The organism is Sphingomonas sp. SP5, from assembly GCF_058313455.1.
In genome coordinates this window covers 643140-666520 of the sequence record NZ_JBZFLF010000001.1, presented here as the reverse complement: position 1 = coordinate 666520, position 23381 = coordinate 643140, and the positions used below count along the sequence as shown (strand labels likewise).

23 protein-coding genes are annotated in these 23381 nt (G+C 66.2%); 22 read left to right on the top strand and 1 reads right to left on the bottom strand.

What is annotated here, in order from left to right; all coding sequences use genetic code 11:
• Positions 1-113: 113 nt before the first annotated feature.
• The 22 genes from AC4GY7_RS03020 to AC4GY7_RS02915 all read left to right on the top strand — a co-directional run bounded on the left by AC4GY7_RS03020 (position 114) and on the right by AC4GY7_RS02915 (position 20987).
• A complete protein-coding gene (locus AC4GY7_RS03020; protein ID WP_491111920.1) occupies positions 114-704 on the top strand; it encodes a M23 family metallopeptidase in 591 nt (196 codons plus the stop codon).
• A 63-nt stretch (positions 705-767) separates the two neighbouring features.
• Positions 768-1331 carry an elongation factor P gene (gene efp, locus AC4GY7_RS03015; protein ID WP_491111919.1) on the top strand — a complete coding sequence of 188 codons (564 nt, stop codon included), beginning with the start codon at positions 768-770 and terminating at the stop codon, positions 1329-1331.
• Between the two features lie 155 nt (positions 1332-1486).
• Positions 1487-2299: an inositol monophosphatase family protein gene (locus AC4GY7_RS03010; RefSeq protein WP_491111918.1), complete on the top strand. Its 813-nt coding sequence runs from the start codon at positions 1487-1489 to the stop codon at positions 2297-2299.
• Between the two features lie 216 nt (positions 2300-2515).
• The gene (locus tag AC4GY7_RS03005; RefSeq protein ID WP_491111917.1) at positions 2516-2890 is read left to right on the top strand and encodes an NADH-quinone oxidoreductase subunit A; all 375 of its coding nucleotides are present in this window, start codon (positions 2516-2518) and stop codon (positions 2888-2890) included.
• A complete protein-coding gene (locus tag AC4GY7_RS03000; protein ID WP_491111916.1) occupies positions 2881-3444 on the top strand; it encodes a NuoB/complex I 20 kDa subunit family protein in 564 nt (187 codons plus the stop codon). The genes AC4GY7_RS03005 and AC4GY7_RS03000 overlap by 10 nt, the downstream gene beginning before the upstream one ends.
• Complete coding sequence (locus tag AC4GY7_RS02995) at positions 3441-4295, top strand: NADH-quinone oxidoreductase subunit C (protein ID WP_491111915.1); 855 nt, start codon at positions 3441-3443, stop codon at positions 4293-4295. The genes AC4GY7_RS03000 and AC4GY7_RS02995 overlap by 4 nt, the downstream gene beginning before the upstream one ends.
• A 20-nt stretch (positions 4296-4315) precedes the next feature.
• The gene (locus AC4GY7_RS02990; RefSeq protein WP_491112082.1) at positions 4316-5527 is read left to right on the top strand and encodes an NADH-quinone oxidoreductase subunit D; all 1212 of its coding nucleotides are present in this window, start codon (positions 4316-4318) and stop codon (positions 5525-5527) included.
• The gene (locus tag AC4GY7_RS02985; RefSeq protein ID WP_491111914.1) at positions 5527-6195 is read left to right on the top strand and encodes a complex I 24 kDa subunit family protein; all 669 of its coding nucleotides are present in this window, start codon (positions 5527-5529) and stop codon (positions 6193-6195) included. The genes AC4GY7_RS02990 and AC4GY7_RS02985 overlap by 1 nt, the downstream gene beginning before the upstream one ends.
• A complete protein-coding gene (gene nuoF, locus AC4GY7_RS02980; protein ID WP_491111913.1) occupies positions 6195-7499 on the top strand; it encodes an NADH-quinone oxidoreductase subunit NuoF in 1305 nt (434 codons plus the stop codon). The genes AC4GY7_RS02985 and nuoF overlap by 1 nt, the downstream gene beginning before the upstream one ends.
• Positions 7499-9502: an NADH-quinone oxidoreductase subunit NuoG gene (gene nuoG, locus AC4GY7_RS02975; protein WP_491111912.1), complete on the top strand. Its 2004-nt coding sequence runs from the start codon at positions 7499-7501 to the stop codon at positions 9500-9502. The genes nuoF and nuoG overlap by 1 nt, the downstream gene beginning before the upstream one ends.
• The gene (gene nuoH / locus AC4GY7_RS02970; protein ID WP_491111911.1) at positions 9499-10551 is read left to right on the top strand and encodes an NADH-quinone oxidoreductase subunit NuoH; all 1053 of its coding nucleotides are present in this window, start codon (positions 9499-9501) and stop codon (positions 10549-10551) included. The genes nuoG and nuoH overlap by 4 nt, the downstream gene beginning before the upstream one ends.
• A 97-nt stretch (positions 10552-10648) precedes the next feature.
• Positions 10649-11134, top strand: a complete 486-nt coding sequence (gene nuoI / locus AC4GY7_RS02965; protein WP_491111910.1) for an NADH-quinone oxidoreductase subunit NuoI — start codon at positions 10649-10651, stop codon at positions 11132-11134.
• A gap of 43 nt (positions 11135-11177) precedes the next feature.
• Positions 11178-11789, top strand: coding sequence for an NADH-quinone oxidoreductase subunit J (locus AC4GY7_RS02960; RefSeq protein WP_491111909.1), 612 nt, complete (start codon positions 11178-11180; stop codon positions 11787-11789).
• Positions 11786-12091: an NADH-quinone oxidoreductase subunit NuoK gene (gene nuoK / locus AC4GY7_RS02955; protein ID WP_163959071.1), complete on the top strand. Its 306-nt coding sequence runs from the start codon at positions 11786-11788 to the stop codon at positions 12089-12091. The genes AC4GY7_RS02960 and nuoK overlap by 4 nt, the downstream gene beginning before the upstream one ends.
• 5 nt (positions 12092-12096) lie before the next feature.
• Positions 12097-14256 carry an NADH-quinone oxidoreductase subunit L gene (gene nuoL / locus AC4GY7_RS02950; RefSeq protein WP_491111908.1) on the top strand — a complete coding sequence of 720 codons (2160 nt, stop codon included), beginning with the start codon at positions 12097-12099 and terminating at the stop codon, positions 14254-14256.
• On the top strand, positions 14253-15785 hold the full coding sequence (locus AC4GY7_RS02945; protein WP_491111907.1) for an NADH-quinone oxidoreductase subunit M: 1533 nt from the start codon (positions 14253-14255) through the stop codon (positions 15783-15785). Before nuoL ends, AC4GY7_RS02945 begins: the two co-directional genes overlap by 4 nt.
• Complete coding sequence (nuoN, locus tag AC4GY7_RS02940; RefSeq protein ID WP_491111906.1) at positions 15785-17239, top strand: NADH-quinone oxidoreductase subunit NuoN; 1455 nt, start codon at positions 15785-15787, stop codon at positions 17237-17239. Before AC4GY7_RS02945 ends, nuoN begins: the two co-directional genes overlap by 1 nt.
• Positions 17236-17940 carry a biotin--[acetyl-CoA-carboxylase] ligase gene (locus AC4GY7_RS02935; RefSeq protein WP_491111905.1) on the top strand — a complete coding sequence of 235 codons (705 nt, stop codon included), beginning with the start codon at positions 17236-17238 and terminating at the stop codon, positions 17938-17940. Before nuoN ends, AC4GY7_RS02935 begins: the two co-directional genes overlap by 4 nt.
• A gap of 2 nt (positions 17941-17942) precedes the next feature.
• Positions 17943-18722 (top strand): type III pantothenate kinase, encoded by a 780-nt coding sequence (locus AC4GY7_RS02930; protein ID WP_491111904.1) that lies wholly within the window; start codon positions 17943-17945, stop codon positions 18720-18722.
• 58 nt (positions 18723-18780) lie between these two features.
• Positions 18781-20433: a ribonuclease J gene (locus AC4GY7_RS02925; RefSeq protein ID WP_491111903.1), complete on the top strand. Its 1653-nt coding sequence runs from the start codon at positions 18781-18783 to the stop codon at positions 20431-20433.
• Positions 20434-20437: 4 nt separating this feature from the next.
• Positions 20438-20722, top strand: coding sequence for a DUF1467 family protein (locus AC4GY7_RS02920; RefSeq protein WP_491111902.1), 285 nt, complete (start codon positions 20438-20440; stop codon positions 20720-20722).
• Between the two features lie 109 nt (positions 20723-20831).
• Positions 20832-20987, top strand: a complete 156-nt coding sequence (locus AC4GY7_RS02915; RefSeq protein ID WP_491111901.1) for a hypothetical protein — start codon at positions 20832-20834, stop codon at positions 20985-20987.
• Positions 20988-20996: 9 nt separating this feature from the next.
• Here the strand turns inward: AC4GY7_RS02915 and AC4GY7_RS02910 are convergent, their stop codons facing one another.
• Positions 20997-23285, bottom strand: a complete 2289-nt coding sequence (locus tag AC4GY7_RS02910; protein WP_491111900.1) for a hypothetical protein — start codon at positions 23283-23285, stop codon at positions 20997-20999.
• Between the last annotated feature and the right edge of the window lie 96 nt (positions 23286-23381).

Genomic DNA, 23381 nt, shown 5'->3' with positions numbered 1-23381 from the left:
GTGAGGGTGGAGTGCCGCGTCGCCGAAGCAACCGCATCGTCGCTCGTCCGTTCGAACCGAGCGCGTAACGATGATGCAGGGGAGGCGCTGATGATTTCAGTCTCGAAGGCGGCGTGACCCGGCTCGGCTGGGGTATCCTGATCGGAATCGTGCTGCTCGGCGCGGCTTTCTTCGCGATGACCAGTTTCGGCACCGCCTCGCACCGTCCTCCCCGCATGGAGGTCGCCACTGCGGTTCCGCCACCGACGGCCATCGATAGCGCGACCCTCGTCATTCCCGTGGCGGGCGTCCGCCGCGAGGCGATCGTCGACAGCTGGGGCGATGCGCGCGGCGGCGGGACGCGCGGGCACCACGGCACCGACATCCTTGCCGCGCAAGGCACGCCGGTCGTCGCCGCCGCCCCCGGCGTGGTGGAGAAGCTGTTCCAATCCAATCTGGGCGGCACCACCGCCTATGTCCGGTCGCGGGATGGGCGCTGGATCTATTATTACGCGCATCTCGCCGGCTATGCGCCCGGACTGCGCGAAGGGCAGGGCATCCGCGCCGGCGAGACGATCGGCTTCGTCGGCGACACCGGCGATGCGGGGCCGGGCAACTACCATCTCCACTTCGGCATGCAGCGCATGGCGCCGGGCGAGCGCTGGTATCAGGGGCAGGACGTCAATCCGTTCCCGATGCTTGCCGGTGGCGTCCCCACGCGGTAAAGCGCGCGCCACCGGGCGCGCCTCGCCGCGCGCCCACTCGCTCTTTCCAGCAGGTTCAATCCCATGAAGATCAGCGGCGTGGACATCCGTCCCGGCAACATCATCGAATATGAAGGCGGCATCTGGCGCGCGGTGAAGATCCAGCACACGCAGCCGGGCAAGGGCGGCGCGTACATGCAGGTCGAGATGAAGAACCTGGTCGACGGCCGCAAGAACAACGTCCGCTTCCGCTCGGCGGAAACGGTGGAGCGCGTCCGCCTCGACACCAAGGATTTCCAGTACCTGTTCCGCGACGGCGACCAGCTGACTTTCATGGACAAGGACAATTACGAGCAGATCACGCTCGACGCCGGCATCCTCGGCGATGCCGCGGCCTTCCTGCAGGACGGCATGGACGTGGTGCTCGAACTCTATGACGAAAAGCCGATCTCGGTCGAACTGCCGAGCACGATCGAGGCGACGATCGTCGAGGCGGACGCGGTGGTGAAGGGGCAGACCGCCTCGTCGAGCTACAAGCCCGCGATCCTCGACAATGGCGTGCGCGTGATGGTGCCGCCGCACATCGGCGCGGGCACTCGCATCGTCGTCGACGTGTACGAGCAGACCTACGTGCGGCGCGCGGATTGAGGCGAGCGGCCTGAGACGGATAGCGTAGCTATTCGCACAGGCCGCCGCCCGGCCAGCGCGCGCAGCGCGACTGACGAGGCGGGCTTTGCCCGCCTCGCGGCCACACTCCCCCCACCCCCGACCCCTCCCGCACGCGGGAGGGGGGAGATTATCGAATGCCCTCCCATTCCGGCCTCTTCACCGTCATCGAGCGCGCCGCCCGCAAGGCCGGCACCGCGCTGCGCCGCGACTTCAACGAGGTGCAGAACCTCCAGGTCAGCCGCAAGGGGCCGGCCGACTTCGTCTCGATCGCCGACAAGCGCGCCGAACAGACGCTGTTCGAGGAACTGCGCAAGGCGCGTCCCGACTGGGGCTTCCTGATGGAGGAGGGCGGCGAGGTCGCGGGCGATCCCGACAAGCCGCGCTTCATCATCGATCCGCTGGATGGCACGTCGAACTTCCTCCACGGCATCCCGCATTTCGCGATCTCGATCGCGGTCGAGGAGCCGACCGTATCGGGCAAGCGCGAGATCACGACCGCACTCGTCTACCAGCCGCTCACCGACGAGAGCTTCTGGGCGGAAAAGGGTCGCGGCGCGTGGCTGACCGACCAGCGGCTGCGCGTGTCGGCCCGGCGCGATCTCAGCGAGGCGCTGATCGCGACGGGCATCCCGTTCCTGGGGCATGGCGATTTCGTCCAGTGGAGCCGCATCTTCGGCGCGATCGCACCCGAAGTCGCCGGCATCCGCCGCTTCGGCTCGGCCGCCCTGGATCTCGCCTGGGTCGCGGCGGGCCGCTACGATGGCTATTGGGAATCGGGCCTCAAGCCCTGGGACACGGCGGCAGGGCTGCTGCTGGTCAAGGAAGCGGGCGGCTACGTCACCGATTTCCGCGGCGCCGACCGTGCAATGGAGCGCAACGAGTTCCTCGCTGCCAATGACGGGCTGCATACCAAGCTGCACAAGCTGGTGGCGGGCGCCTTGCGCTGAGCCCTCGCGGGCCGTCCCGCACCTGCCCTCACCCCGCGGCGCTGCGCACCTAGCCCCTATCCCGTCGGTAGAGGGGAGAGACGGCGCAGCCGTCGATGGGTGAGGGTGGGTGCGACGCCCTCGAATTGCGAGTGATTCTCACACCCTCGCGGCCTTGCCCGACCCGGCCGGCAGGCCTAAAGCCACCCCATTCCTATCGCACCTGCGAGAAGCCCTTTGGTCGACCTATCGCAATACCTTCCTATCCTGCTCTTCCTTGGCGTCGCCGTGGCGCTGTCGAGCACGTTCGTGTTCCTGCCGATGGTGGTGTCGCGCCTCACCGGCAGCAACAAACCCAACGAGCAGAAGCTCGCCGAATATGAGTGCGGCTTCCCCGCCTTCGAGGATCCGCGCAGCCAGTTCGACGTGCGATTTTATCTGATCGCCATCCTGTTCATCATCTTCGATCTCGAAGCGGCGTTCCTATATCCTTGGGCAGTCTCGGTTTTCAGCATCGGCTGGACCGCATGGATCTCCATGATGATCTTCATCGGCGAGCTCGCCTTGGGGCTCGTCTACGCCTGGAAGAAGGGAGCGTTGGATTGGGAGTAAGTGCACACTCCGGTCCCGTGGGCCTCGTCAACAATCCCGAAGGGACGGTGATCGCGCCGGACCAGGGGTTCTTCGACAGCCTGAATGGTGAACTGACCGACAAGGGTTTCCTCGTCACCTCGACCGAGGAGCTGTTCCAGTGGGCGCGTACCGGCTCGCTGTGGTGGATGACCTTCGGCCTCGCATGCTGCGCGGTCGAGATGATCCACGTCAACATGCCCCGCTACGACCTGGAACGCTTCGGCGCCGCGCCGCGTGCATCCCCGCGCCAGTCCGACGTGATGATCGTCGCAGGCACGCTGTGCAACAAGATGGCGCCGGCGCTCCGCAAGGTCTACGACCAGATGTCGGAGCCCAAGTACGTCATCTCGATGGGCAGCTGCGCCAACGGCGGTGGCTATTACCATTACAGCTATTCGGTGGTGCGTGGCTGCGACCGCGTCGTGCCGGTCGACATCTATGTCCCCGGCTGCCCGCCGACCGCCGAAGCGTTGCTGTACGGCATCATGCAGTTGCAGCGGAAGATCCGTCGCGCCGGGAGCATCGAACGGTGAGGGCGCCCGCACCCGCTTATGCGGCGAACCTCAACGGCGAGACGATCGAGGCTGTTCGTGCGACCCTCGGCGCGGCGCTGATCGACGCCGTCGACCAGGTCGGCGAGGTCGCGCTCTACGTGGAGCGCGAGGGCATCGTGCAGGCGCTGACGCAGCTGCGCGATACCCCCGGCCTCGAATACCAGCAGCTGATGGAGATCGCCGGCGTCGACTATCCGGATCGCCCCGAGCGGTTCGAGGTGGTCTATTGCCTGCTGTCGCTGACCCGCAACCATCGCCTGCACGTCCATGTCGCGACGGACGAGGTGAAGCCGGTGCCGTCGGTGACGGGCATCTGGCCGGTCGCCGGCTGGCTGGAGCGTGAGGTCTACGACATGTACGGCGTGCTCTTCACGGGCAATGCCGACCTGCGCCGCATCCTCACCGACTATGGCTTCCGCGGCCATCCGCAGCGCAAGGACTTCCCGCTGACCGGGTTCGTCGAGATGCGCTATTCGGAAGAGGCGAAGCGCGTCGTCTATCAGCCGGTCAGCCTGGCGCAGGACTTCCGCAACTTCGACTTCCAGAGCCCGTGGGAGGGCGCGGAATATGTGCTGCCCGGCGACGAGAAGGGCATGCTGCCCGAGGCCAAGGGGGCGCCGACGCCGCTGAAGGCCGACACGATCGCCAAGGCCGACGCATCGAAGGCACCGACCGAGACGCCCAAGGCGGGCAGCGAACCTTATGCCAAGACGGCGAGCGGCAGCACCGCCGATACCGGCGCGGGCGAGGCGCATGGCGGCAACAAGGCGGAAAGCAAGCCCGCCGATGCCGACGTGGTGCCGACCAAGGGTCAAGGACAGAACCAGTGAGCGACTATGTCGACGAACTGATGCACGCCACGGACTCGGACGATCCGACGACCGGCGACGTGACCATCCAGAACTACACGATCAACTTCGGTCCCCAGCATCCGGCCGCGCACGGCGTGCTCCGGCTGGTGATGGAGCTGGACGGCGAGATCATCGAGCGGATCGATCCGCACGTCGGCCTGCTGCATCGCGGCACCGAGAAGCTGATCGAATACAAGACCTATGCGCAGGCGATCCCCTATTTCGATCGCCTCGACTACTGCTCGCCGATGTGCATGGAGCATACCTTCGTGCTCGCCATCGAGAAGCTGCTGGATATCGAGGTGCCGCTGCGCGCCCAGTATCTGCGCGTCTTCTTCGCCGAGCTGACGCGCATCTCCAATCACATGCTGAACCTCGGCAGCCACGTGATGGACGTCGGCGCGATGACGCCGAACCTGTGGCTGTTCGAGATTCGCGAGGATTGCTACAACTTCCTCGAGCGGGCCTCGGGCGCGCGTATGCACCATAATTACATGCGTCCGGGCGGCGTGCACCAGGACGTGCCGCTCAAGCTGCTGACCGATATCGCCGACTGGCTCGACACGCGCCTGCCGCGCCTGTTCGAGGATGCGATCAGCCTGGTGGCGGACAACCGCATCTTCAAGCAGCGCAACGTCGATATCGCGACGGTGAGCCGCGAGGATGCGATCGCATGGGGCTTCTCCGGCCCGATGATCCGTGCCGCCGGCATTCCGTGGGATCTGCGCAAGTCGCAGCCCTATGATGTCTACGACCGGATGGAGTTCGACATCCCCGTCGGCACGCGTGGCGATTGCTACGATCGCTTCATGGTGCGTGTGGAGGAGGTCCGCCAGTCGGCGCGGATCATGAAGCAGTGCCTGCGCGACATGCCGGAGGGGCCGATCGCCTCGTCCGACCGCAAGGTGGTGCCGCCGAAGCGGGCCGAGATGAAGCAGTCGATGGAAGCGCTGATCCATCACTTCAAGTTGTATACCGAGGGCTATCACGTTCCCGCCGGCGAAGTGTATGTCGCGACCGAAAGCCCCAAGGGCGAGTTCGGCGTGTTCCTCGTCGCCGACGGCTCGAACAAGCCGTACCGCTGCAAGATCCGGCCGACCGCCTTTTCGCACCTGCAAGCGATGGACTTCATGTCGAAGGGCCACATGCTGGCGGATACGACCGCGATCCTCGGTGCGATGGATATCGTTTTTGGTGAATGTGACCGCTGATGGCTGAAGCACCCCAGATCCCCGACGAAGCCGAGACCCGCGCCCGTTGGGGCGGCTTCGCCTGGACCGAAGAGAACCAGCGTAAGGCGAACGAGATCCTGGCGCGCTACCCCGCCGGCCGTTCGCAGTCCGCGTCCATCCCATTCCTCGATCTCGCCCAGCGGCAGGTCGGCGCGGAAACGCAGACGCAGGGCTGGCTGCCCGTGCCGGTGATCGAATTCGTCGCGAGGGCGATCGGCGTGCCGTACATGCGCGTGTTCGAGGTCGCGACCTTCTACACGATGTTCAACCTCGCGCCGGTCGGCCGCTATCACGTGCAGGTCTGCGGGACGACGCCGTGCATGCTGCGCGGGTCGGACGATGTGCTCGCCGCGTGCAAGAACCGCGGACTGGTGAAGGGCGGCACGACCCCCGATGGCCTGTTCACGCTGACCGAGGTCGAGTGCCTCGGCACCTGCGCCAACGCGCCGATGGTCCAGATCAACGACGATAATTACGAGGATCTGGATTACGATCGCACCGTCGCGGTGCTGGAGGCGCTGGCCAAGGGCGAGCAGCCCAAGACCGGGTCGACGATCGGCCGCCAGACCAGCTGCCCCGAAGGCGGCCCGACGACCCTCACGGCGATGGTCGACGACAATCACGATTACCGGAGCGAGTGGGCCTGATGCTGGCGGACAAGGACCGCATCTTCACCAACGTCTACGGGTTCCAGCCCTGGAACCTGGAGGCGGCGCTGAAGCGTGGCGACTGGGACAATACCAAGGGGCTGATGGCGCTCGGCCAGGACGCGATCATCGACGTCATCAAGGCGTCGGGTTTGCGCGGCCGCGGCGGTGCGGGCTTCCCGACCGGCACCAAATGGTCGTTCATGCCCAAGGAACCCAAGCCCGACCGGCCGAACTTCCTGGTCATCAACGCCGACGAATCCGAGCCCGGTTCGTGCAAGGACCGCGAGATCATCCGTCACGATCCGCACAAGCTGATCGAGGGTGCGCTGATCGCCGGCTATGCGATGCGGGCGCGTGCCGCCTACATCTACATCCGCGGCGAATATATCCGTGAAGCCGAGACGTTGTTCGCCGCCGTCGCCGAGGCCTACGACAAGGGGCTGATCGGCAAGAACGCCAGCGGCTCGGGCTACGACTTCGACGTCTTCGTCCATCGCGGCGCCGGCGCATATATCTGCGGCGAAGAAACCGCGATGCTGGAAAGCCTGGAGGGCAAAAAGGGGCAACCGCGCCTCAAGCCGCCGTTCCCGGCGGGTGCGGGCCTCTATGGCTGCCCGACCACGGTCAACAACGTCGAGAGCATCGCCGTCGCTCCCACCATCCTGCGTCGCGGGGCGGAATGGTTCTCGTCCTTCGGGCGCGAGAACAACAAGGGGACGAAGCTCTTCCAGATCAGCGGCCATGTGAACCGGCCGTGCGTGGTGGAGGATGCCATGGGCATCTCGTTCCGCGAACTGATCGAGACGCATTGCGGCGGCATCCGCGGCGGCTGGGACAATCTGCTCGCGGTGATCCCGGGCGGATCGTCGGTGCCACTGGTGCCGGCCAAGGACATCATCGATGCACCGATGGATTTCGACGGCCTGAAGGCAGTCGGCTCCGGTCTCGGCACCGCGGCGGTGATCGTGATGGACAAATCGACCGATATCGTCCGTGCGATCAGCCGCATCTCCTACTTCTACAAGCACGAAAGCTGCGGCCAGTGCACGCCGTGCCGCGAAGGTACCGGCTGGATGTGGCGCGTGATGGAGCGTCTGCGCACCGGCGATGCCGACATCGCCGAGATCGACACGCTGCAACAGGTGACCAAGCAGGTCGAAGGCCACACGATCTGCGCCTTGGGCGATGCCGCGGCATGGCCCATCCAGGGGCTCATCCGCCACTTCCGCCCGGAACTGGAACGTCGCATCAACTCGCGCAACGGCGGTGATCTCACCCCGATGCAGGAAGCTGCCGAATAATGCCCAAGCTGAAAGTAGACGGGATCGAGGTCGAGGTGCCGCAGGGAGCGACCGTGCTCCAGGCATGTGAGGCGGCGGGCAAGGAAATCCCGCGCTTCTGCTACCACGAACGGCTGTCGATCGCCGGCAATTGCCGCATGTGCCTCGTCGAGGTGAAGCCGGGGCCGCCGAAGCCGCAGGCTTCGTGCGCGCTGCCCGCCGCGGACAATCAGGAAGTGTTCACCACCACGCCGATGGTGAAGAACGCGCGCGAAGGCGTGATGGAATTCCTGCTCATCAATCACCCGCTCGACTGCCCGATCTGCGATCAGGGTGGAGAGTGCGACCTGCAGGACCAGTCGGTCGCCTACGGCAAGGGCCATAGCCGCTACACCGAGAACAAGCGGGCGGTCACTGAAAAGTATATGGGGCCGATCGTGAAGACGATCATGACCCGCTGCATCCAGTGCACGCGCTGCGTCCGCTTCGCGGAAGAAGTCGCCGGCGTGGAGGAGATCGGCGCGATCTATCGCGGCGAGGACATGCAGATCACCAGCTACCTCGAACAGGCGGTGACTAGCGAGCTCAGCGGCAACGTCGTCGACCTGTGTCCGGTGGGCGCCCTGACGTCGAAGCCTTACGCCTATGAGGCGCGGCCCTGGGAGCTGAAGAAGACGCTCACCATCGACGTGCAGGACGCGGTAGGCACCAACATCCGTCTCGACAGCCGTGGCCGCCAGGTGCTGCGCTGCGTGCCGCGCATCAACGAGGACGTTAACGAGGAATGGGCGCACGACAAGACGCGCCACCATGTAGACGGGCTCGTGCGGCGCCGGCTCGACCGGCCTTATGTACGGCGTGACGGCAAGCTGGTCGCGGTCGACTGGAACGAAGCGTTTGCGGTCATCAAGGCCAAGGTCGATGCAGCAGGAGCGAACATCGCCGCGGTGGCTGGCGACCTCGTCGATTGCGAGACGATGTATGCCGCCAAGGCGCTGCTCGGAGCGCTCGGCTCGTCGCTGCTCGAAGGGCGGCAGACCGGGATGGATTATGATACGTCCAGCCTCGCTGCGGTGAACTTCAACACCGGCATCGCCGGCGTGGAAGAGGCGGATGCCATCCTGCTGGTCGGCACCAACCTGCGCTGGGAAGCGCCGTTGGTGAACACGCGAGTCCGCAAGGCGATCAAGAAGGGCGCGAAGGTCTTCGCGATCGGGCTGGAGACCGAGCTGACCTACAAGGTCGAATGGCTTGGGGCCGACCTGTCGCTGCTCGGCAATCTGCCGGACGCTGCGGCCGAGCTGTTCCGCAACGCGAGCAAGCCGATGGTCATCGTCGGCGGTGGCGCGTTGAAGGGCGGCCACGGCGCTGCGTTGCAGTTCGCCAAGGACTTCAACCTCGTCCGCGATAGCTGGAACGGCTTCAACGTCGTCCACATGGCGGCGAGCCGGATGGGCGGGCTGATGCTCGGCTATGCACAAAAGGGTGGCATCGCCGACCTGCGTGGCGCAGACGTCACCTTCTTCCTGGGTGCGGACGAGGTCGATTTCACCGGCTTCGGCGGCTTCAAGGTCTATGTCGGCCACCATGGCGACAAGGGTGCGCATCATGCCGACGTGATCCTGCCGGGATCCACCTATGCCGAAAAATCGGGGACCTGGGTGAACCTGGAAGGCCGCGTGCAGCGTGGCGAGCGCGCGGTGTTCGCGCCGGGTGACGCACGCGAGGATTGGACGATCTTCCGCGCGTTGTCCGAAGTGCTCGGGGCAACGCTGCCGTTCGACAGCCTCGCCGGCTTGCGCGAGGCGATGGCGACGGAGGTGCCGGCGCTGCGCAACATCGGCGCAGTTGCAAGCTTCGACTGGAACCCGCCGTCGCTCGGTACCGCGGGGCAGGGCAGCCTGTCCGGCTATCCAATCAAGGATTTCTATCTGACCAACGCCATCTGCCGCGCATCGCCGACGATGCAGCGCTGCTCGGCCGAACTGGTCCATGGCGAGACGTTCGCGGAGGCGGCGGAGTGACCGATTTCTTCAACTCGACGATCGGCCTGCCCTATGGCTGGGCGTGGTTCGTCGCGACCATCGTCGGCATCCTGGTCATCGCACTGCCGCTGATGCTGGCGGTGGCGATGATCATCTATGCCGACCGCAAGATCTGGGCGGCGATGGCGCTGCGCCGTGGGCCGAACGTGGTCGGACCGCTCGGCCTGCTCCAGTCATTCGCCGACGGCCTGAAGGTGTTCCTGCAGGAAACCATCGTGCCGGCCGCTGCCAATCGCGGCCTGTTCTTGATGGCGCCGATCATCACCTTCACGGTCGCGCTGATCGTCTGGGCGGTGGTGCCGTTCGGAGCCGGCGTGGTGCTCGCCGACATCAATGTCGGGCTGCTCTACGTGCTCGCCGCCTCGTCACTCGGGGTCTATGGCATCATCCTGTCGGGCTGGGCGTCCAACTCGAAATATCCCTTCTACTCGGCGCTGCGCGCCGCGGCGCAGATGGTCAGCTACGAAGTGGCGCTCGGCTTCGTGCTCATCACGGTCGTGCTGTGGGCGGGGACGTTCAACCTGTCGTCGATCGTGCTGGCACAGAAGGCGATCTACAGCTGGCTGCCGGTCAACGGCTTCGGGTTCAATCCGCTGCTGTTCCCGATGAGCATCGTCTTCCTCATTTCCGGCATGGCCGAAACCGGCCGTGCGCCGTTCGACCTGACCGAAGCGGAATCGGAACTCGTCGCCGGATACCAGACCGAATACAGCTCGATGAGCTTCGCGCTCTTCTGGCTTGGCGAATATGCCAACGTGCTGCTGATGTGCGCGCTCAACGCGACGCTGTTCTGGGGCGGCTGGCTGCCCCCGATCGACTGGGCACCGCTCTACTGGGTGCCGGGCATCATCTGGCTGTTCGCCAAGATCCTGTTCTTTTTCTTCGTCTTCAGCTGGGTGAAGGCGACCGTCCCGCGCTATCGCTACGACCAGCTGATGCGGCTGGGCTGGAAGATCTTCCTGCCATTGTCGCTGTTCTGGGTGTTTCTGGTGTCGGGCGTGCTGATGCTGATGCGGGTGCCGCTGTGAGTGGCATCCTTACCAGCAACCTGTGGCGCCGTGCCTTGGGCGGCGTGGTTATCGGATTGACGGTCGTCGCCATCGACCGGGTTATGGGGTTTGGATCGTGAGCGTCGCGCAGATCGTCAAATCGTTCACGCTTTGGGAATTCGTGAAGGCGCATGCCCTCACGCTGAAGTATTTCTTCAAGCCCAAGGCGACGATCAACTATCCCTATGAGCGCAACCCCATCTCGCCGCGCTTCCGCGGCGAGCATGCGCTGCGTCGCTATCCGAATGGCGAGGAACGCTGCATCGCGTGCAAGCTGTGCGAGGCGGTGTGCCCGGCGCAGGCGATCACGATCGAGGCCGAGCCGCGCGACGACGGCAGCCGCCGCACCACGCGCTACGACATCGACATGACCAAGTGCATCTATTGCGGGCTGTGCCAGGAGGCCTGCCCCGTGGACGCGATCGTCGAGGGGCCGAATTACGAATTTTCAACCGAAACGCGCGAGGAGCTGATCTACGACAAGGCCAAGCTGCTCGACAATGGCGACCGCTGGGAACGCGCGATCGCGGCGAACCTTGCCGCCGATGCGCCCTACCGTTAATGCGCGCCGCACTCGATTCCGGGCTTAGGGGGCCGACCAACTCGTGATCCAGGCCATAGCCTTTTATCTCTTCGCCATCGTGGTGATCGGATCGGGCGCGATGACCATTTCGTCGCGCAATCCGGTGCATTCCGTCATGTGGCTGATCCTCGCCTTCTTCAACGCGGCGGGGCTGATGGTGCTCGTCGGTGCCGAATTCATCGCGATGCTGCTCGTCATCGTGTATGTTGGTGCGGTCGCGGTGCTGTTCCTGTTCGTCGTAATGATGCTCGACATCGAGGTCGCTGAACTGCGTGCCGGGTTCGCCCGCTATGCGGCGTTGGGCCTCGCGCTCGCCGTGGCGCTGGCCGCCGAAATCCTGATCGGCATCGGTGCCTGGAGCGCCGGCGGCCTCAAGATCAACCAGCGGATCGCGCCGATCGACGGTTCGGTGCCCAACATCCAGGCGATGGGGCAATTGCTCTATACGCGCTATCTGTTCGTGTTCGAGGCGGCGGGCTTCGTCCTGCTGGTCGCGATGATCGGCGCGATCGTGCTGACCCATCGTCAGCGTGGCGGGGTGCGCGCGCAGTCGCCGTTCCGGCAGATCGCGCGCCGGCCCGAAGAGGCGACGCGCAACGTCCAGCCGCCGGTCGGGCAGGGGGTGCAGCTGTGATCGGTCTTACCCATTACCTGGTCGTCGCGGCGATCCTGTTCACGATGGGCGTGCTCGGCATCTTCCTCAACCGGAAGAACCTGATCGTCATCCTGATGGCGATCGAGCTGATCCTGCTCGCCGTGAACCTCAACCTGGTCGCCTTCTCGGCCTATCTGCACGACCTCGTCGGTCAGATCTTCGCGATGTTCGTGCTGACCGTCGCCGCGGGCGAGGCAGCGATCGGGCTGGCGATCCTGGTGATCTATTTCCGTGGCCGCGGCACCATCGCGGTCGATGACGTCAACCGGATGAAGGGCTGATTTCGGTGCACGCCATCTTATTCATCGTATTCCTGCCGCTGCTCGCCGCCGCCATTGCGGGGCTGGGCAACAAGGCGATCGGCTTCGTGCCGGCCAAAGCCGTCACGACCGGCGCCTTGTTCATCTCGTGCCTGCTGTCCTGGCCGATCTTCCTCGGCTTCCTCGCCGGTTCCAGCGAGGCGCAGGTCATGCCGGTGCTCAAGTGGATCGTCAGCGGCGACATGGCGGTCGAATGGTCGCTGCGCGTCGACCAGCTGACCGCGATCATGCTGGTGGTCATCACCAGCGTGTCGGCGCTCGTCCACCTCTATAGTTGGGGCTATATGGGCGAGGACCCGGACCAGCCGCGCTTCTTCGCCTACCTCTCGCTGTTCACCTTCGCGATGCTGATGCTGGTGACGGCGGACACGCTGGTCCAGATGTTCTTCGGCTGGGAAGGCGTGGGTCTCGCTTCCTACCTGCTGATCGGCTTCTGGTTCCGGAAGCCCTCCGCCAACGCGGCCGCGATCAAGGCGTTCGTCGTCAACCGCGTCGGCGATCTCGGCTTCATGCTGGGCATCTTCGGCACCTTCCTCGTCTTCGGTACCGTGTCGATCCCCGCGATCCTCGCCGCGGCGCCGGGCATGGCGGGGTCGACGATCGGCTTCCTCGGCTTCCGCGCCGATACGATGACGGTGCTCTGCCTGCTGCTGTTCGTCGGCGCGATGGGCAAGTCGGCGCAGCTCGGCCTGCACACCTGGCTGCCGGACGCGATGGAGGGCCCGACCCCGGTGTCGGCGCTGATCCATGCGGCGACGATGGTCACCGCGGGCGTCTTCATGGTGTGCCGCCTGTCGCCGATGTTCGAAGTCTCGCCGACCGCGCTGCACTTCGTCACCTTCATCGGTGCCGCGACCTGCCTGTTCGCCGCCACGGTCGGCATGGTTCAGACCGACATCAAGCGCGTCATCGCCTATTCGACCTGTTCGCAGCTCGGCTATATGTTCTTCGCGGCGGGCGTCGGCGCGTACGGCGCGGCGATGTTCCACCTGTTCACACACGCCTTCTTCAAGGCTTTGCTGTTCCTGGGCGCGGGCTCGGTGATCCACGCGATGCACCACGAGCAGGACATGCGCTATTACGGGGGCCTGCGTAAGAGCATCCCGCTGACCTTCTGGGGCATGATGATGGGGACGCTGGCGATCACCGGCGTCGGCCTGCCGGCGGTGTTCGGCAATCCGTTCTCGATCGGTTTCGCGGGCTTCTATTCCAAGGACGCGATCATCGAGGCGAGCTGGGCGGCGGGCGAACCGGGTGTGTGGTTCGTCGGCGTGCTCGTCGCGCTCATCACCAGCTTCTATTCGTGGCGCCTGATGTTCCTCACCTTCTGGGGAACGCCGCGCTGGGCTGCATCCGAGCATATCCAGCATGCGCTTCACGATGCACACGGCCATGATGCGCACGGCCATGATGCGCACGGGCATGGTCATGACGATCATCACGCGCATGGCCACGACGCGCATCACGCCGACGAGGCGCACGGCAACCCGGCGCAGGCCGAGGACAGCGGCGATCGTCCGTCGACGCATGGCGCTTCGCAGCAGGACCTGCCTGCCGGCACCGGCGGCTATCATCCGCACGAGAGCCCATGGCCGATGCTGGTCCCGCTGATCGTGCTGTCGATGGGTGCCATCGCCGCCGGCTTCGTCTTCCAGCATTTCTTCATCGAGCCGAGTGCGGGTGAGACCTTCTGGAAGGGCGACATCGCGTTCCGCGAACATTTGATGCACGCGATGCACGAGATCCCGGTGTTGGCGAAGCTCGGCGCGACGATCGGCATGCTGCTCGGCCTGTTCATCGCCTGGTATGCCTATATCAAGGCGCCGCGCTTCCCGGCGGCGGTGGCGGACCAGTTCCGCATCCTCTACCGCTTCCTCACCCACAAATATTATTTCGACGAACTGTATCACCTGCTCTTCGTCCGCCCCGCCTTCGCGATCGGCCGCTTCCTGTGGCATCGCGGCGACGAGAAGACGATCGACCGGTTCGGGCCGAACGGCTCGGCCTGGGTGGTGCAGTTCTCCAGCCGCGTCGCGGGCCGGCTCCAGAACGGATATGTCTATACCTATGCCTTCGTCATGCTGATCGGTCTGACCGCCGTCGTCACCTGGGCGATCGCACAATGAGCGGCGTTCCCATCCTCTCGATCATGCTGCTGATCCCGGCGGTCGCAGCGGTCGCCTGCCTGTTCCTGCCCGCCGCCACGGCGCGGACGGTGGCGCTGGCGGCGACGCTGGTCGACTTCGTGCTGGGCGTGCTGCTATGGGCGAACTACGACATCGGCGGCGCGCAGTGGCAGTTCGTCGAGCAGGGGCCGCGGTTCGGCTTCTTCGCCTGGGACCTCGGCATCGACGGCTTCGCGCTGATGCTCATCATGCTCAGCGTCTTCCTGATGCCGATCTGCATCGGGGCGAGCTGGCGTTCGGTCACCAATCGCGTACCCGAATATATGGCAGCCTTCCTGCTGACCGAGGTGCTGATGATCGGCACCTTCGCGGCGCAGGACCTGTTCCTCTTCTACCTGTTCTTCGAGGCAGGCCTGATCCCGATGTACCTCATCATCGGCATCTGGGGCGGGGCGAACCGCATCTACGCGAGCTACAAATTCTTCCTCTACACGCTGCTCGGCTCGCTGCTGATGCTGGTGGCGATGCTCTACATGGCGCGGGTCGCCGGCACGTCGAGCATCCCCGCGTTGCAGGCGCACGACTTCCCCGCCCCTGTCCAGACGTGGCTGTGGCTCGCCTTCTTCGCCTCGTTCGCGGTGAAGATGCCGATGTGGCCGGTGCATACCTGGTTGCCCGATGCGCACGTGCAGGCACCGACCGCGGGATCGGTGATCCTGGCAGGCGTGCTGCTGAAGCTCGGTGGCTATGGCTTCCTGCGCTTCAGCCTGCCGATGTTCCCGGAGGCATCGGGGCAGCTCACCTGGCTGATCTTCGGCCTGTCGGCGGTAGCGGTGATCTACACCAGCCTCGTTGCGCTGGTGCAGTCGGACATGAAGAAGCTGATCGCCTATTCGTCGGTCGCACACATGGCGATCGTGACCATCGGCCTCTATGCCTTCAATCGGCAGGGGATCGAGGGCGCGATGATCATGATGCTCAGCCACGGGCTGGTGTCGGGTGCGCTCTTCCTGTGCGTCGGCGTGATCTACGATCGTCTGCATACGCGGGAGATCAGCCGGTACGGCGGCCTGGCGATCAACATGCCGCGCTATGCGCTGTTCTTCCTGTTCTTCACCATGGCGTCGATCGGCCTGCCGGGGACCAGTGGGTTCGTCGCCGAATTCCTGGCGCTGATGGGGACGTACCAGGTGTCGACCTGGATCGCGCTGCTCTGCACGACCAGCATCATCCTGGGCGCGGCCTATATGCTCTACCTCTACCGCCGGATCGCGTTTGGCGAGATCAAGTCGGACGAGGTGCGCGGCATGCAGGACCTGTCCAGCCGCGAACTGTGGCTGCTGGCGCCGATCGCCGCGGTGACGCTGTGGATGGGTGTATACCCCGAAAGCTTCATGGCGCCGATGCGTAAGGATGTCGGCGTCCTGCTCGCCCGCATCGACCGCGCTGCGCCGCCGTCCGATTCCAAGCCGACTGCCGGCAAGCCCATCCCGGTGGCCCATGCTGCCGCCCACGGAACCGCACACTGATGGATTACGCCGCCAATCTCGCCATGACGCTGCCCGAGGTGATCCTCGGCGTCGGTGCCATCGTTCTGATGCTGGTGTCCGCCTGGGGCGGCCCGGCGTCGACACGCGCCGTGTCCTGGGCTGCCGTCGCGATCCTCGCCGGTGCGGCGATCGCGTTGATCGGACCGGCCAGCCATGGCGGCGTCGCGTTCGACGGCCTTTACCGCGCGGACGCGTTCGCCGCCTTTGCCAAGGTGCTGATCTATATCGCTGCCTCGTTCGCCGTGCTGATGGCGCCCGATTTCTTCCAGCGCACCAGCGGCGACGACCTGCGGCCGGAATATCCGGTGCTGATCCTGCTCTCCGCGGCGGGCATGGGCATGATGGTGTCGGCGGCCGATCTGCTGACGCTGTATGTCGGCCTCGAACTGCAGAGCCTGTCGGCCTATGTGCTGGCGAGCTTCATGCGCCGCGACACGCGCTCGGCGGAAGCGGGCCTCAAATATTTCGTGCTCGGCGCGCTGGCGAGCGGCATCCTGCTGTACGGTATCAGCCTGGTGTACGGCTTCTCGGGCACGACCCTGTTCGGCGGCATCGCGGCGGCCTATGCGGGCGCCCATTCGCTCGGCCTGCTCTTCGGCCTCGTCTTCGTCTTTGCCGGTATCGCGTTCAAGATCTCGGCGGTGCCGTTCCACATGTGGACGCCCGACGTGTACGAAGGTGCGCCGACGCCGGTCACCGCCTTCTTCGCCTCGGCGCCGAAGGTCGCGGCGATGGGCCTGGCGGTACGCGTGGCGGTGGAGGCGATGGGGCCGGCGACCGACCAGTGGCGCCAGATCGTGATCTTCTCCGCGCTCGCCTCGATCATCCTCGGCGCGGTGGCGGCGATCGGGCAGACCAACATCAAGCGCCTGCTTGCCTATTCGTCGATCAACAACGTCGGGTTCGCGCTGATCGGGCTCGCGGCGGGGACGCCGGAGGGCGTGTCGGGTGTGCTCGTCTATATGACGATCTACATCGCGATGACGTTGGGCTCGTTCCTCGTCGTCCTCCAGATGCGCGACGATGCCGGGCAGCCGGTGGAGAGCATCGCGGCGCTGTCGGGCATGTCGCGGACGCGGCCGGGCCTAGCTGCGGCACTGGCGATCTTCATGTTCAGCCTTGCGGGCATTCCGCCGCTGTTCGGCTTCTACGCCAAGTTCGCGGTGTTCGACGCGGCGGTGGCGGCAGGCCTGTTCCCGCTGGCGGCAGTCGGTATCGCGGCATCGACGATCGGCGCCTATTATTACCTGCGCGTCGTCAAGACGATGTACTTCGACGATCCGGCACCGGCGTTCCCGAAGGGCAACAACCCGGTCGAGGGCGGGTTGATCGTGCTGACCGCGGCCTTCGTGTCACCCCTGGGCTATCTCGCCATTCCGCTGCTCGGCGGCTGGACGATGGCGGCGGCCCGCGCGCTGTTTCCCGCGATGTGACGATCCGTACCGTCGCAGAAACGGGATCGACCAACGCCGACATGCTGCTCCTCGCCCGCCAGGGTGAGGGGGAAGGGCAGTGGCTGCGCGCGGAGCGTCAGACGGCGGGGCGGGGCAGGCTCGGCCGATCCTGGGAATCGCCCATTGGTAATCTCTACGCCAGCACGCTGGTGCGATTGCGGTCGGGCGATCCGCCACCGGCAACGCTGGCGTTGGTTGCCGCCATCGCGCTGCACGAAGCGATCGGCGTATTCGGCGTCGCCACCCGGATCAAATGGCCCAACGATCTGCTGCGCCAAGGGGCGAAGCTATCCGGCATTCTGCTCGAACGCAGCGATGATGCGGTGGTGGTTGGGATCGGCGTCAACGTGGCCCATCAGCCGGAGCTGCCCGACCGGCCGACCACCAGCCTTGCCGAGGCCGGCGTCAACATCGCCGCGGAGACGTTGCTGGAGGTACTGGCGGAGGCGTTCGCGCGGTGGCTGGGGCGGTGGCGCGGCGAGGGCCTGGCCGTGATCCGCAGCGCCTGGCTCGCCGCCGCGCATCCGGTCGGCACGGCGCTGACCGTCCGTCTGCCCGACGGGGGGACACGCGAAGGCCTGTTCGATGGGCTTGGTACGGACGGCGCCTTGATCCTGCGCTTGGCGATCGGGGAACGGCATGTCATTCACGCCGCCGACGTCTTCGTGATGAAGGATTGACGATGCTGCTCGCGGTGGATGCCGGCAATACCAACGTGGTGTTCGCGCTGGTGGAGGGCCGGACGATCAAGGCACGCTGGCGCATCGCCACCGATCCGCGCCGCACCGCCGACGAATATGCCGTCTGGCTGAGCCAGTTGCTTGCGCTGGAGGGCTATGACCGCGGGCAGGTCGACGGCGTCATCATCGCCACGGTCGTTCCACGCGCGCTGCACAACCTGCAGGTGCTCAGCAGCAAGTATTTCGGCACCGAGGCGCTGATCGCCGGCCGCGCGCCGGTGGAATGGGGCATCGCGCTCGACGTCGACGAGCCGCAGAACCTGGGCGCCGACCGCGCCGTCAACACCGTCGCGGCGCATGCGCTGCATGACGGCGATCTCATCACCATCGACTTCGGGACCGCCACCACCTTCGACGTCAGCGACTTTTCCGGCGCCTATAAGGGCGGGATCATCGCGCCCGGCATCAACCTGTCGCTCGATGCCCTGGTCAGTGCGGCGGCCAAGCTGCCGCGCATCGCGATCGAGGCGCCGGCGACCACCAGCGTGATCGGCCGCAATACCGTCGACCAGATGGCGATCGGCGTCTATTTCGGATATATCGCGATGATCGAAGGATTGGTCGCCCGCATGAAGGCGGAGATCGGTCGCCCGGCGCGCGTCATCGCGACCGGCGGCCTCGCCACCCTGTTCGAACAGCATACCGACGTGTTCGACGTCATCGAGCCGGACCTCACCATACAAGGGCTGGCGATCATGTACCAAAACGCCCATATCGGCTGAGACGCGCTCGCGCCGATCAGAGGCCTGCGGGCGACCGAGACATTCACGAAAGACCTAGATGACCCCCAAGACCAACGAACTTCTCTTCTGCGCCCTCGGCGGCTCCGGTGAGATCGGCATGAACGTCAATCTCTATGGCCACGCAGGCAAATGGCTGATGGTCGATTGCGGCGTGACCTTCGCCGACGCTGCCTATCCCGGTATCGATATCGTGCTGCCGGACCTCGCCTTCATTGAAGACCGGCTCGACGATCTCGTCGGCATCGTGCTGACCCACGGGCACGAGGATCACATCGGCGCGCTGCCGTATCTGGCCGAAGACCTCGGCGTGCCGCTCTACGCGACGCCGTTCACCGCCGGCCTGATCCGCGGCAAGCTGGAGGAAGAGGGCAACGCCAACCGCGTCAAGCTGCGCGTGATCCAGCCCGGCAAGAACGGCGTCGCCGGCGCCCAGATCGGCCCCTTCGGCGTCACCTTCGTCGAACTGTCGCACTCGATCCCCGAGCCCAATGCGCTGGTGATCGAAACGGCGGCTGGCCGAGTGTTCCATACCGGTGACTGGAAGCTCGATCCCACCCCGGTGATCGGCAAACCGACCAGCGCCGAACGGCTGACCCAGATCGGCGATGCGGGTGTCGACGTGCTGGTGTGCGATTCGACCAACGTGTTCAACGCGGAGGCTTCGGGATCGGAGGCATCGGTGCGCAAGGGGCTCGCCGAGCAGATCGCGCGTGCCCGCGGCCGCGTGCTCGTCACCACCTTCGCCTCCAACGCCGCGCGCCTCCACACGCTCGGGCAGGTCGCGCGCGAGACGGGGCGCAAGCTGTGCGTCACCGGCCGTTCGCTCGACCGGATCCTCAAGGTCGCGCGTGCGACGGGGTATCTCACCGACTTCCCGGAGACGGTCGATCCCGACACCGCGATGCGCCTGCCCAAGAACAAGGTGCTGATCGTCGCCACCGGCGGGCAGGGCGAGCCGCGTGCGGCGCTGGCCCGCGTCGCCGACGGATCGCACACGATCAAGCTCGATGCGGGCGACGCGGTGATCTTCTCGTCCAAGCAGATCCCGGGCAACGAGGTCGCGATCGGCAAGATCCAGAACACGCTGGCCGCCAAGGGCGTGGTGATGATTACCGAGCGCCAGGCGCACGTCCACGTGTCGGGTCATCCGGGCCGTCCGGAGCTGTCGCAGATGTACAAGTGGATTCGGCCGACGACGTTGATCCCCGTGCATGGCGAGATGCGCCACATGATGGAGCATGCCCGCTTCGCACTGGCGGAGGGTGTGCCGCAGTCGCTGGTGCAGAGCGACGGCGACGTGGTGCGCCTGCTGCCGGGGGCGCCGACCAAGATCGGCAATGCCGGTGTGGGCAGGCTGGTGCTGGACGGCGACGTGATCCTGCCGGCCGATGGTTCGACGATCAACGAGCGGCGCAAGCTGGCGGTCAACGGCCAGATTTCGGTCGCAGCGGCGATCGGCCGGGATGGCCGGCTGCTCGGTCGTCCGCAGATCCGCGTCAACGGCGTGCCGGTCGAGGAAGATCGCGCCGCCTTCGTCGAGGATGCGGCCGAGGCTGCCGCCGAGGCGCTGAAGGGGCAGAAGCGTGAGATGGACCGCCGCCGCGAGGACGTGCGGCTGGCCGTGCGGCGGATCGCGACGCGCTGGACCGGCAAGAAGCCCATCGTCGACGTGCTGATCGTCGAGGCCTGATCCCATGCGTTGGACGTCGATGCTCGCGATCTACGTCCTGTTCTGGGCGTTTTCCGTCTTCCTCGTCCTGCCCTGGGGCGTGCGCACCACCCGCGAGGCGGGCGGTGAGTATATCGCCGGGCAGGCGGAAAGCGCGCCGCATGAATTCCGCCTCGGCCGCCTCGCCTTACGGGTGACGATCGTCGCCACCCTGCTGTTCGGGCTGTTCGTGGCCAATTACGAGTTCGGCTGGGTGACGCCGAAGATGCTGGACCTGTTCGATCGCGAGGCGGTGTACGCCGGCGCGTGACGCAAGTGTCACGTCGGTGTCAGCGCCCTGGCCGTCCCGCCTTGCTAGCGGGACCGTATCGGCAGGCCCGGCGTTGAAGGGCTTGTCCCAGGTCGAAAGGCACGCCCGCATGAACCATACCTGCCTTCAGGCGCTCGAACTGCTCAACCGTGCGCTGCGACTGATGGACGGCGAGGGCATGCCCCAGGTGGCGGCGCGGATCGCGATGGCGATCGACGAACTGTCCCGTACCCCCGAATGCGTCGAGCACCCGACGATCAACTGACCGTCCGGGTCAACGCAAACGCTCGATCGCCTGCGCGAGGGCCACGTAGAGCTTGCCCATATCCGACGACAGCAGGGTCACGCTGAGCGGCGATCCGTCGCGCTGCGCCAGGACCATGCGCAGCATGCCTTCGAAATCGTGGATGTAGCGGTTGACCGATTCGCGGAAGGTCGCGTCGTCGTCATAGAGCCGTGCGATGTCGCGGGCGTCGCCAGGCTCCAGCACGCGGACCGCTCGGCGGGTGAAGACGCCGCGATCGCCCTTCAGATAGGCAGCCCAGGCGCTGTCGGAGATATCCGGCGCGAACGCCTTGGTGATGTCGATCGAGGCCGAGTGCAGCGATTCGATCAGCAGCGAGGCGCGGCGGGCGAAGGTGTCGCGCTCCGCCTCGTCGCGTTCGGTGCGGGCGTCCTCGATCCGGGTTTCGACGATCGCGGTCTGGTCGAGGATCTGCTGCACCTGCGCCGACAGTCGCTCGGTGGCGCGGGTGGCGGCGTCGACCGCATCGCCGGTCGCATCGGCGATGGCGCGGACTTGCCGCTCCACGGTGTCGCTGGTCGCGCGGCGCATCGCCTCGGCACTGGCCAGTTCGAGCTGCCCGGCGGCATCCGGGATCACCGTCGCCAGCGTCTCACGCGCCTTGTCCGCCGCGACGGATGCGGTTTCGCGCACCCTGAGCAGCGCGTCGACCAGCCGCGGTGCCGCCTCTTCGGCGAAGCGGTGCGTCCGGTCGATCGTCTCGTCCACCATCATGCCCAGCGCGTCGGCCTTGGCGCGGCCTTCCGACAGGGTCTGGATCAAGCTGCCGGACAGATGATCGAGCGTGCGGCGCTGTTCGGCGATCACGCCGGCGATCGCCTCGATCGCGTCATGCGTGCTCTCGGCCGCGGTAACCAGAGCGAGCAGTTCGGGCTTGGCGGCGACCACCACCTGCTTGCTCGACGCGATCTTGGCATCGAGCCGGGTCAGTGCGTCGGGCAGCGTCTCGTCGATCTCGCGGGCGGCTGCATCGAGCGCGATCAGCAGCGATTCGGTGGTGCCGATCGTCCGCGACGCCATCGCTTCGCCGGCGCGCAAGGCCTCGGTCATCGCATCGGCCGATCCGCCGAGCGCGCTGATCGAGGCAGCGAGCAGTTGCGACCGTTCCACGCCCTGGCTGTGCAGCGTATCGAGCCGTGTCTCGACCTGGCCGATGCCGGTATCCAGCCCGGCGAGCAGGGCGTCGCTCTCGCTGCGCTGCCCCTGCAGCCGCAGGGTTACGCGGTCGATCACATCCTCGACCATCGCGATCCGTTCGGCGAGCGCATCGGCGCTGTCGCGCGCCGCGCTGTCGAGCGCCGCCTGATTGGCGCGCAGCATCGCGAGCATGGCTTCGCCCTGCACGGCGATGCCCTTGCGTGCCTCGTCCACCGCATCGGCGGTGCGGCCGAGCAGGGCATCGACCGCGTCCGACATATCGCCGGTCACCGTCTCCAGCCGGGCGCCGGCGGTTTCGCTGGTCGCCTCCATGCGCGCGATATGCGCGGCGAGCTTTTGCGCTGCGCTGCCGGCGACGACATCCGCCTCTCGCCCGCGGTCGGCGAGTGCGGCGAGTTGTGCCTCCAGCGCCGCGGCATGGCCGCTGGCGGCAAGGCCGGTATCGTCGAGCAGGCGCTGGACGTCGATCACCTCCGCCTGCGCGCGGGGCAGCGAGGCGAGCAGGATGCCGAGGCTGTTCTGCGCCTCGCCCGCCGCACGGGCGAGCGCATGGGCATGGGCGTCGGCCTGGTCGATCTCGATCGCCATGCCGCGGCCGATGGCGGCGAGGCGTTCGTTGGCGCCGTCGCCCAGCGCCGCCAGCATGGCGATCTGGTCGGCGAGTTGCCGGCGGTTGGCGTCCAGCGAGCGGGAAAGCGCCGCCACCGTCCGTTCCAGGTTCGCCGCCTCTGCCCGCATGCCGTGCGCCGTGGTGCCGAAGCACCGCGCCTCGCGGCGGCTGGTGCGCATCGCCAGCAGGTAGACGATGCCGATCAGCGCCGGCACCACCGCCAGTGCGGCGATCAGTTCGACCCAGGCGACCGGAGCCAGCGCGACGACCTGATCGGATACCGCCCAGATCGCACCGGCGATCCACAGCACCGCCAGCGCCGCGGCGAGTACCGGTGGCAGCCAGGCGGGGCCGCGCCGGTCGGGCTCGACGGCCTGCGTCCAGGCCGAGGCGTGCGCCTCGCCGGGCTCGTGGCCGCCCATGCGCTCGTGATCGTCATAACCGCGAACGTCGCTGGTCGCCGCCGCATCCGACCGCATGTCGATAATCATGGAACCCCCGTTCGTGGACGGCGAGCTTAACCGGCTTCGCCGCCCCCATAAAGCGAAACCGCAACACTCGGTTAAGCACCGCCGCGCTAGAGGCTC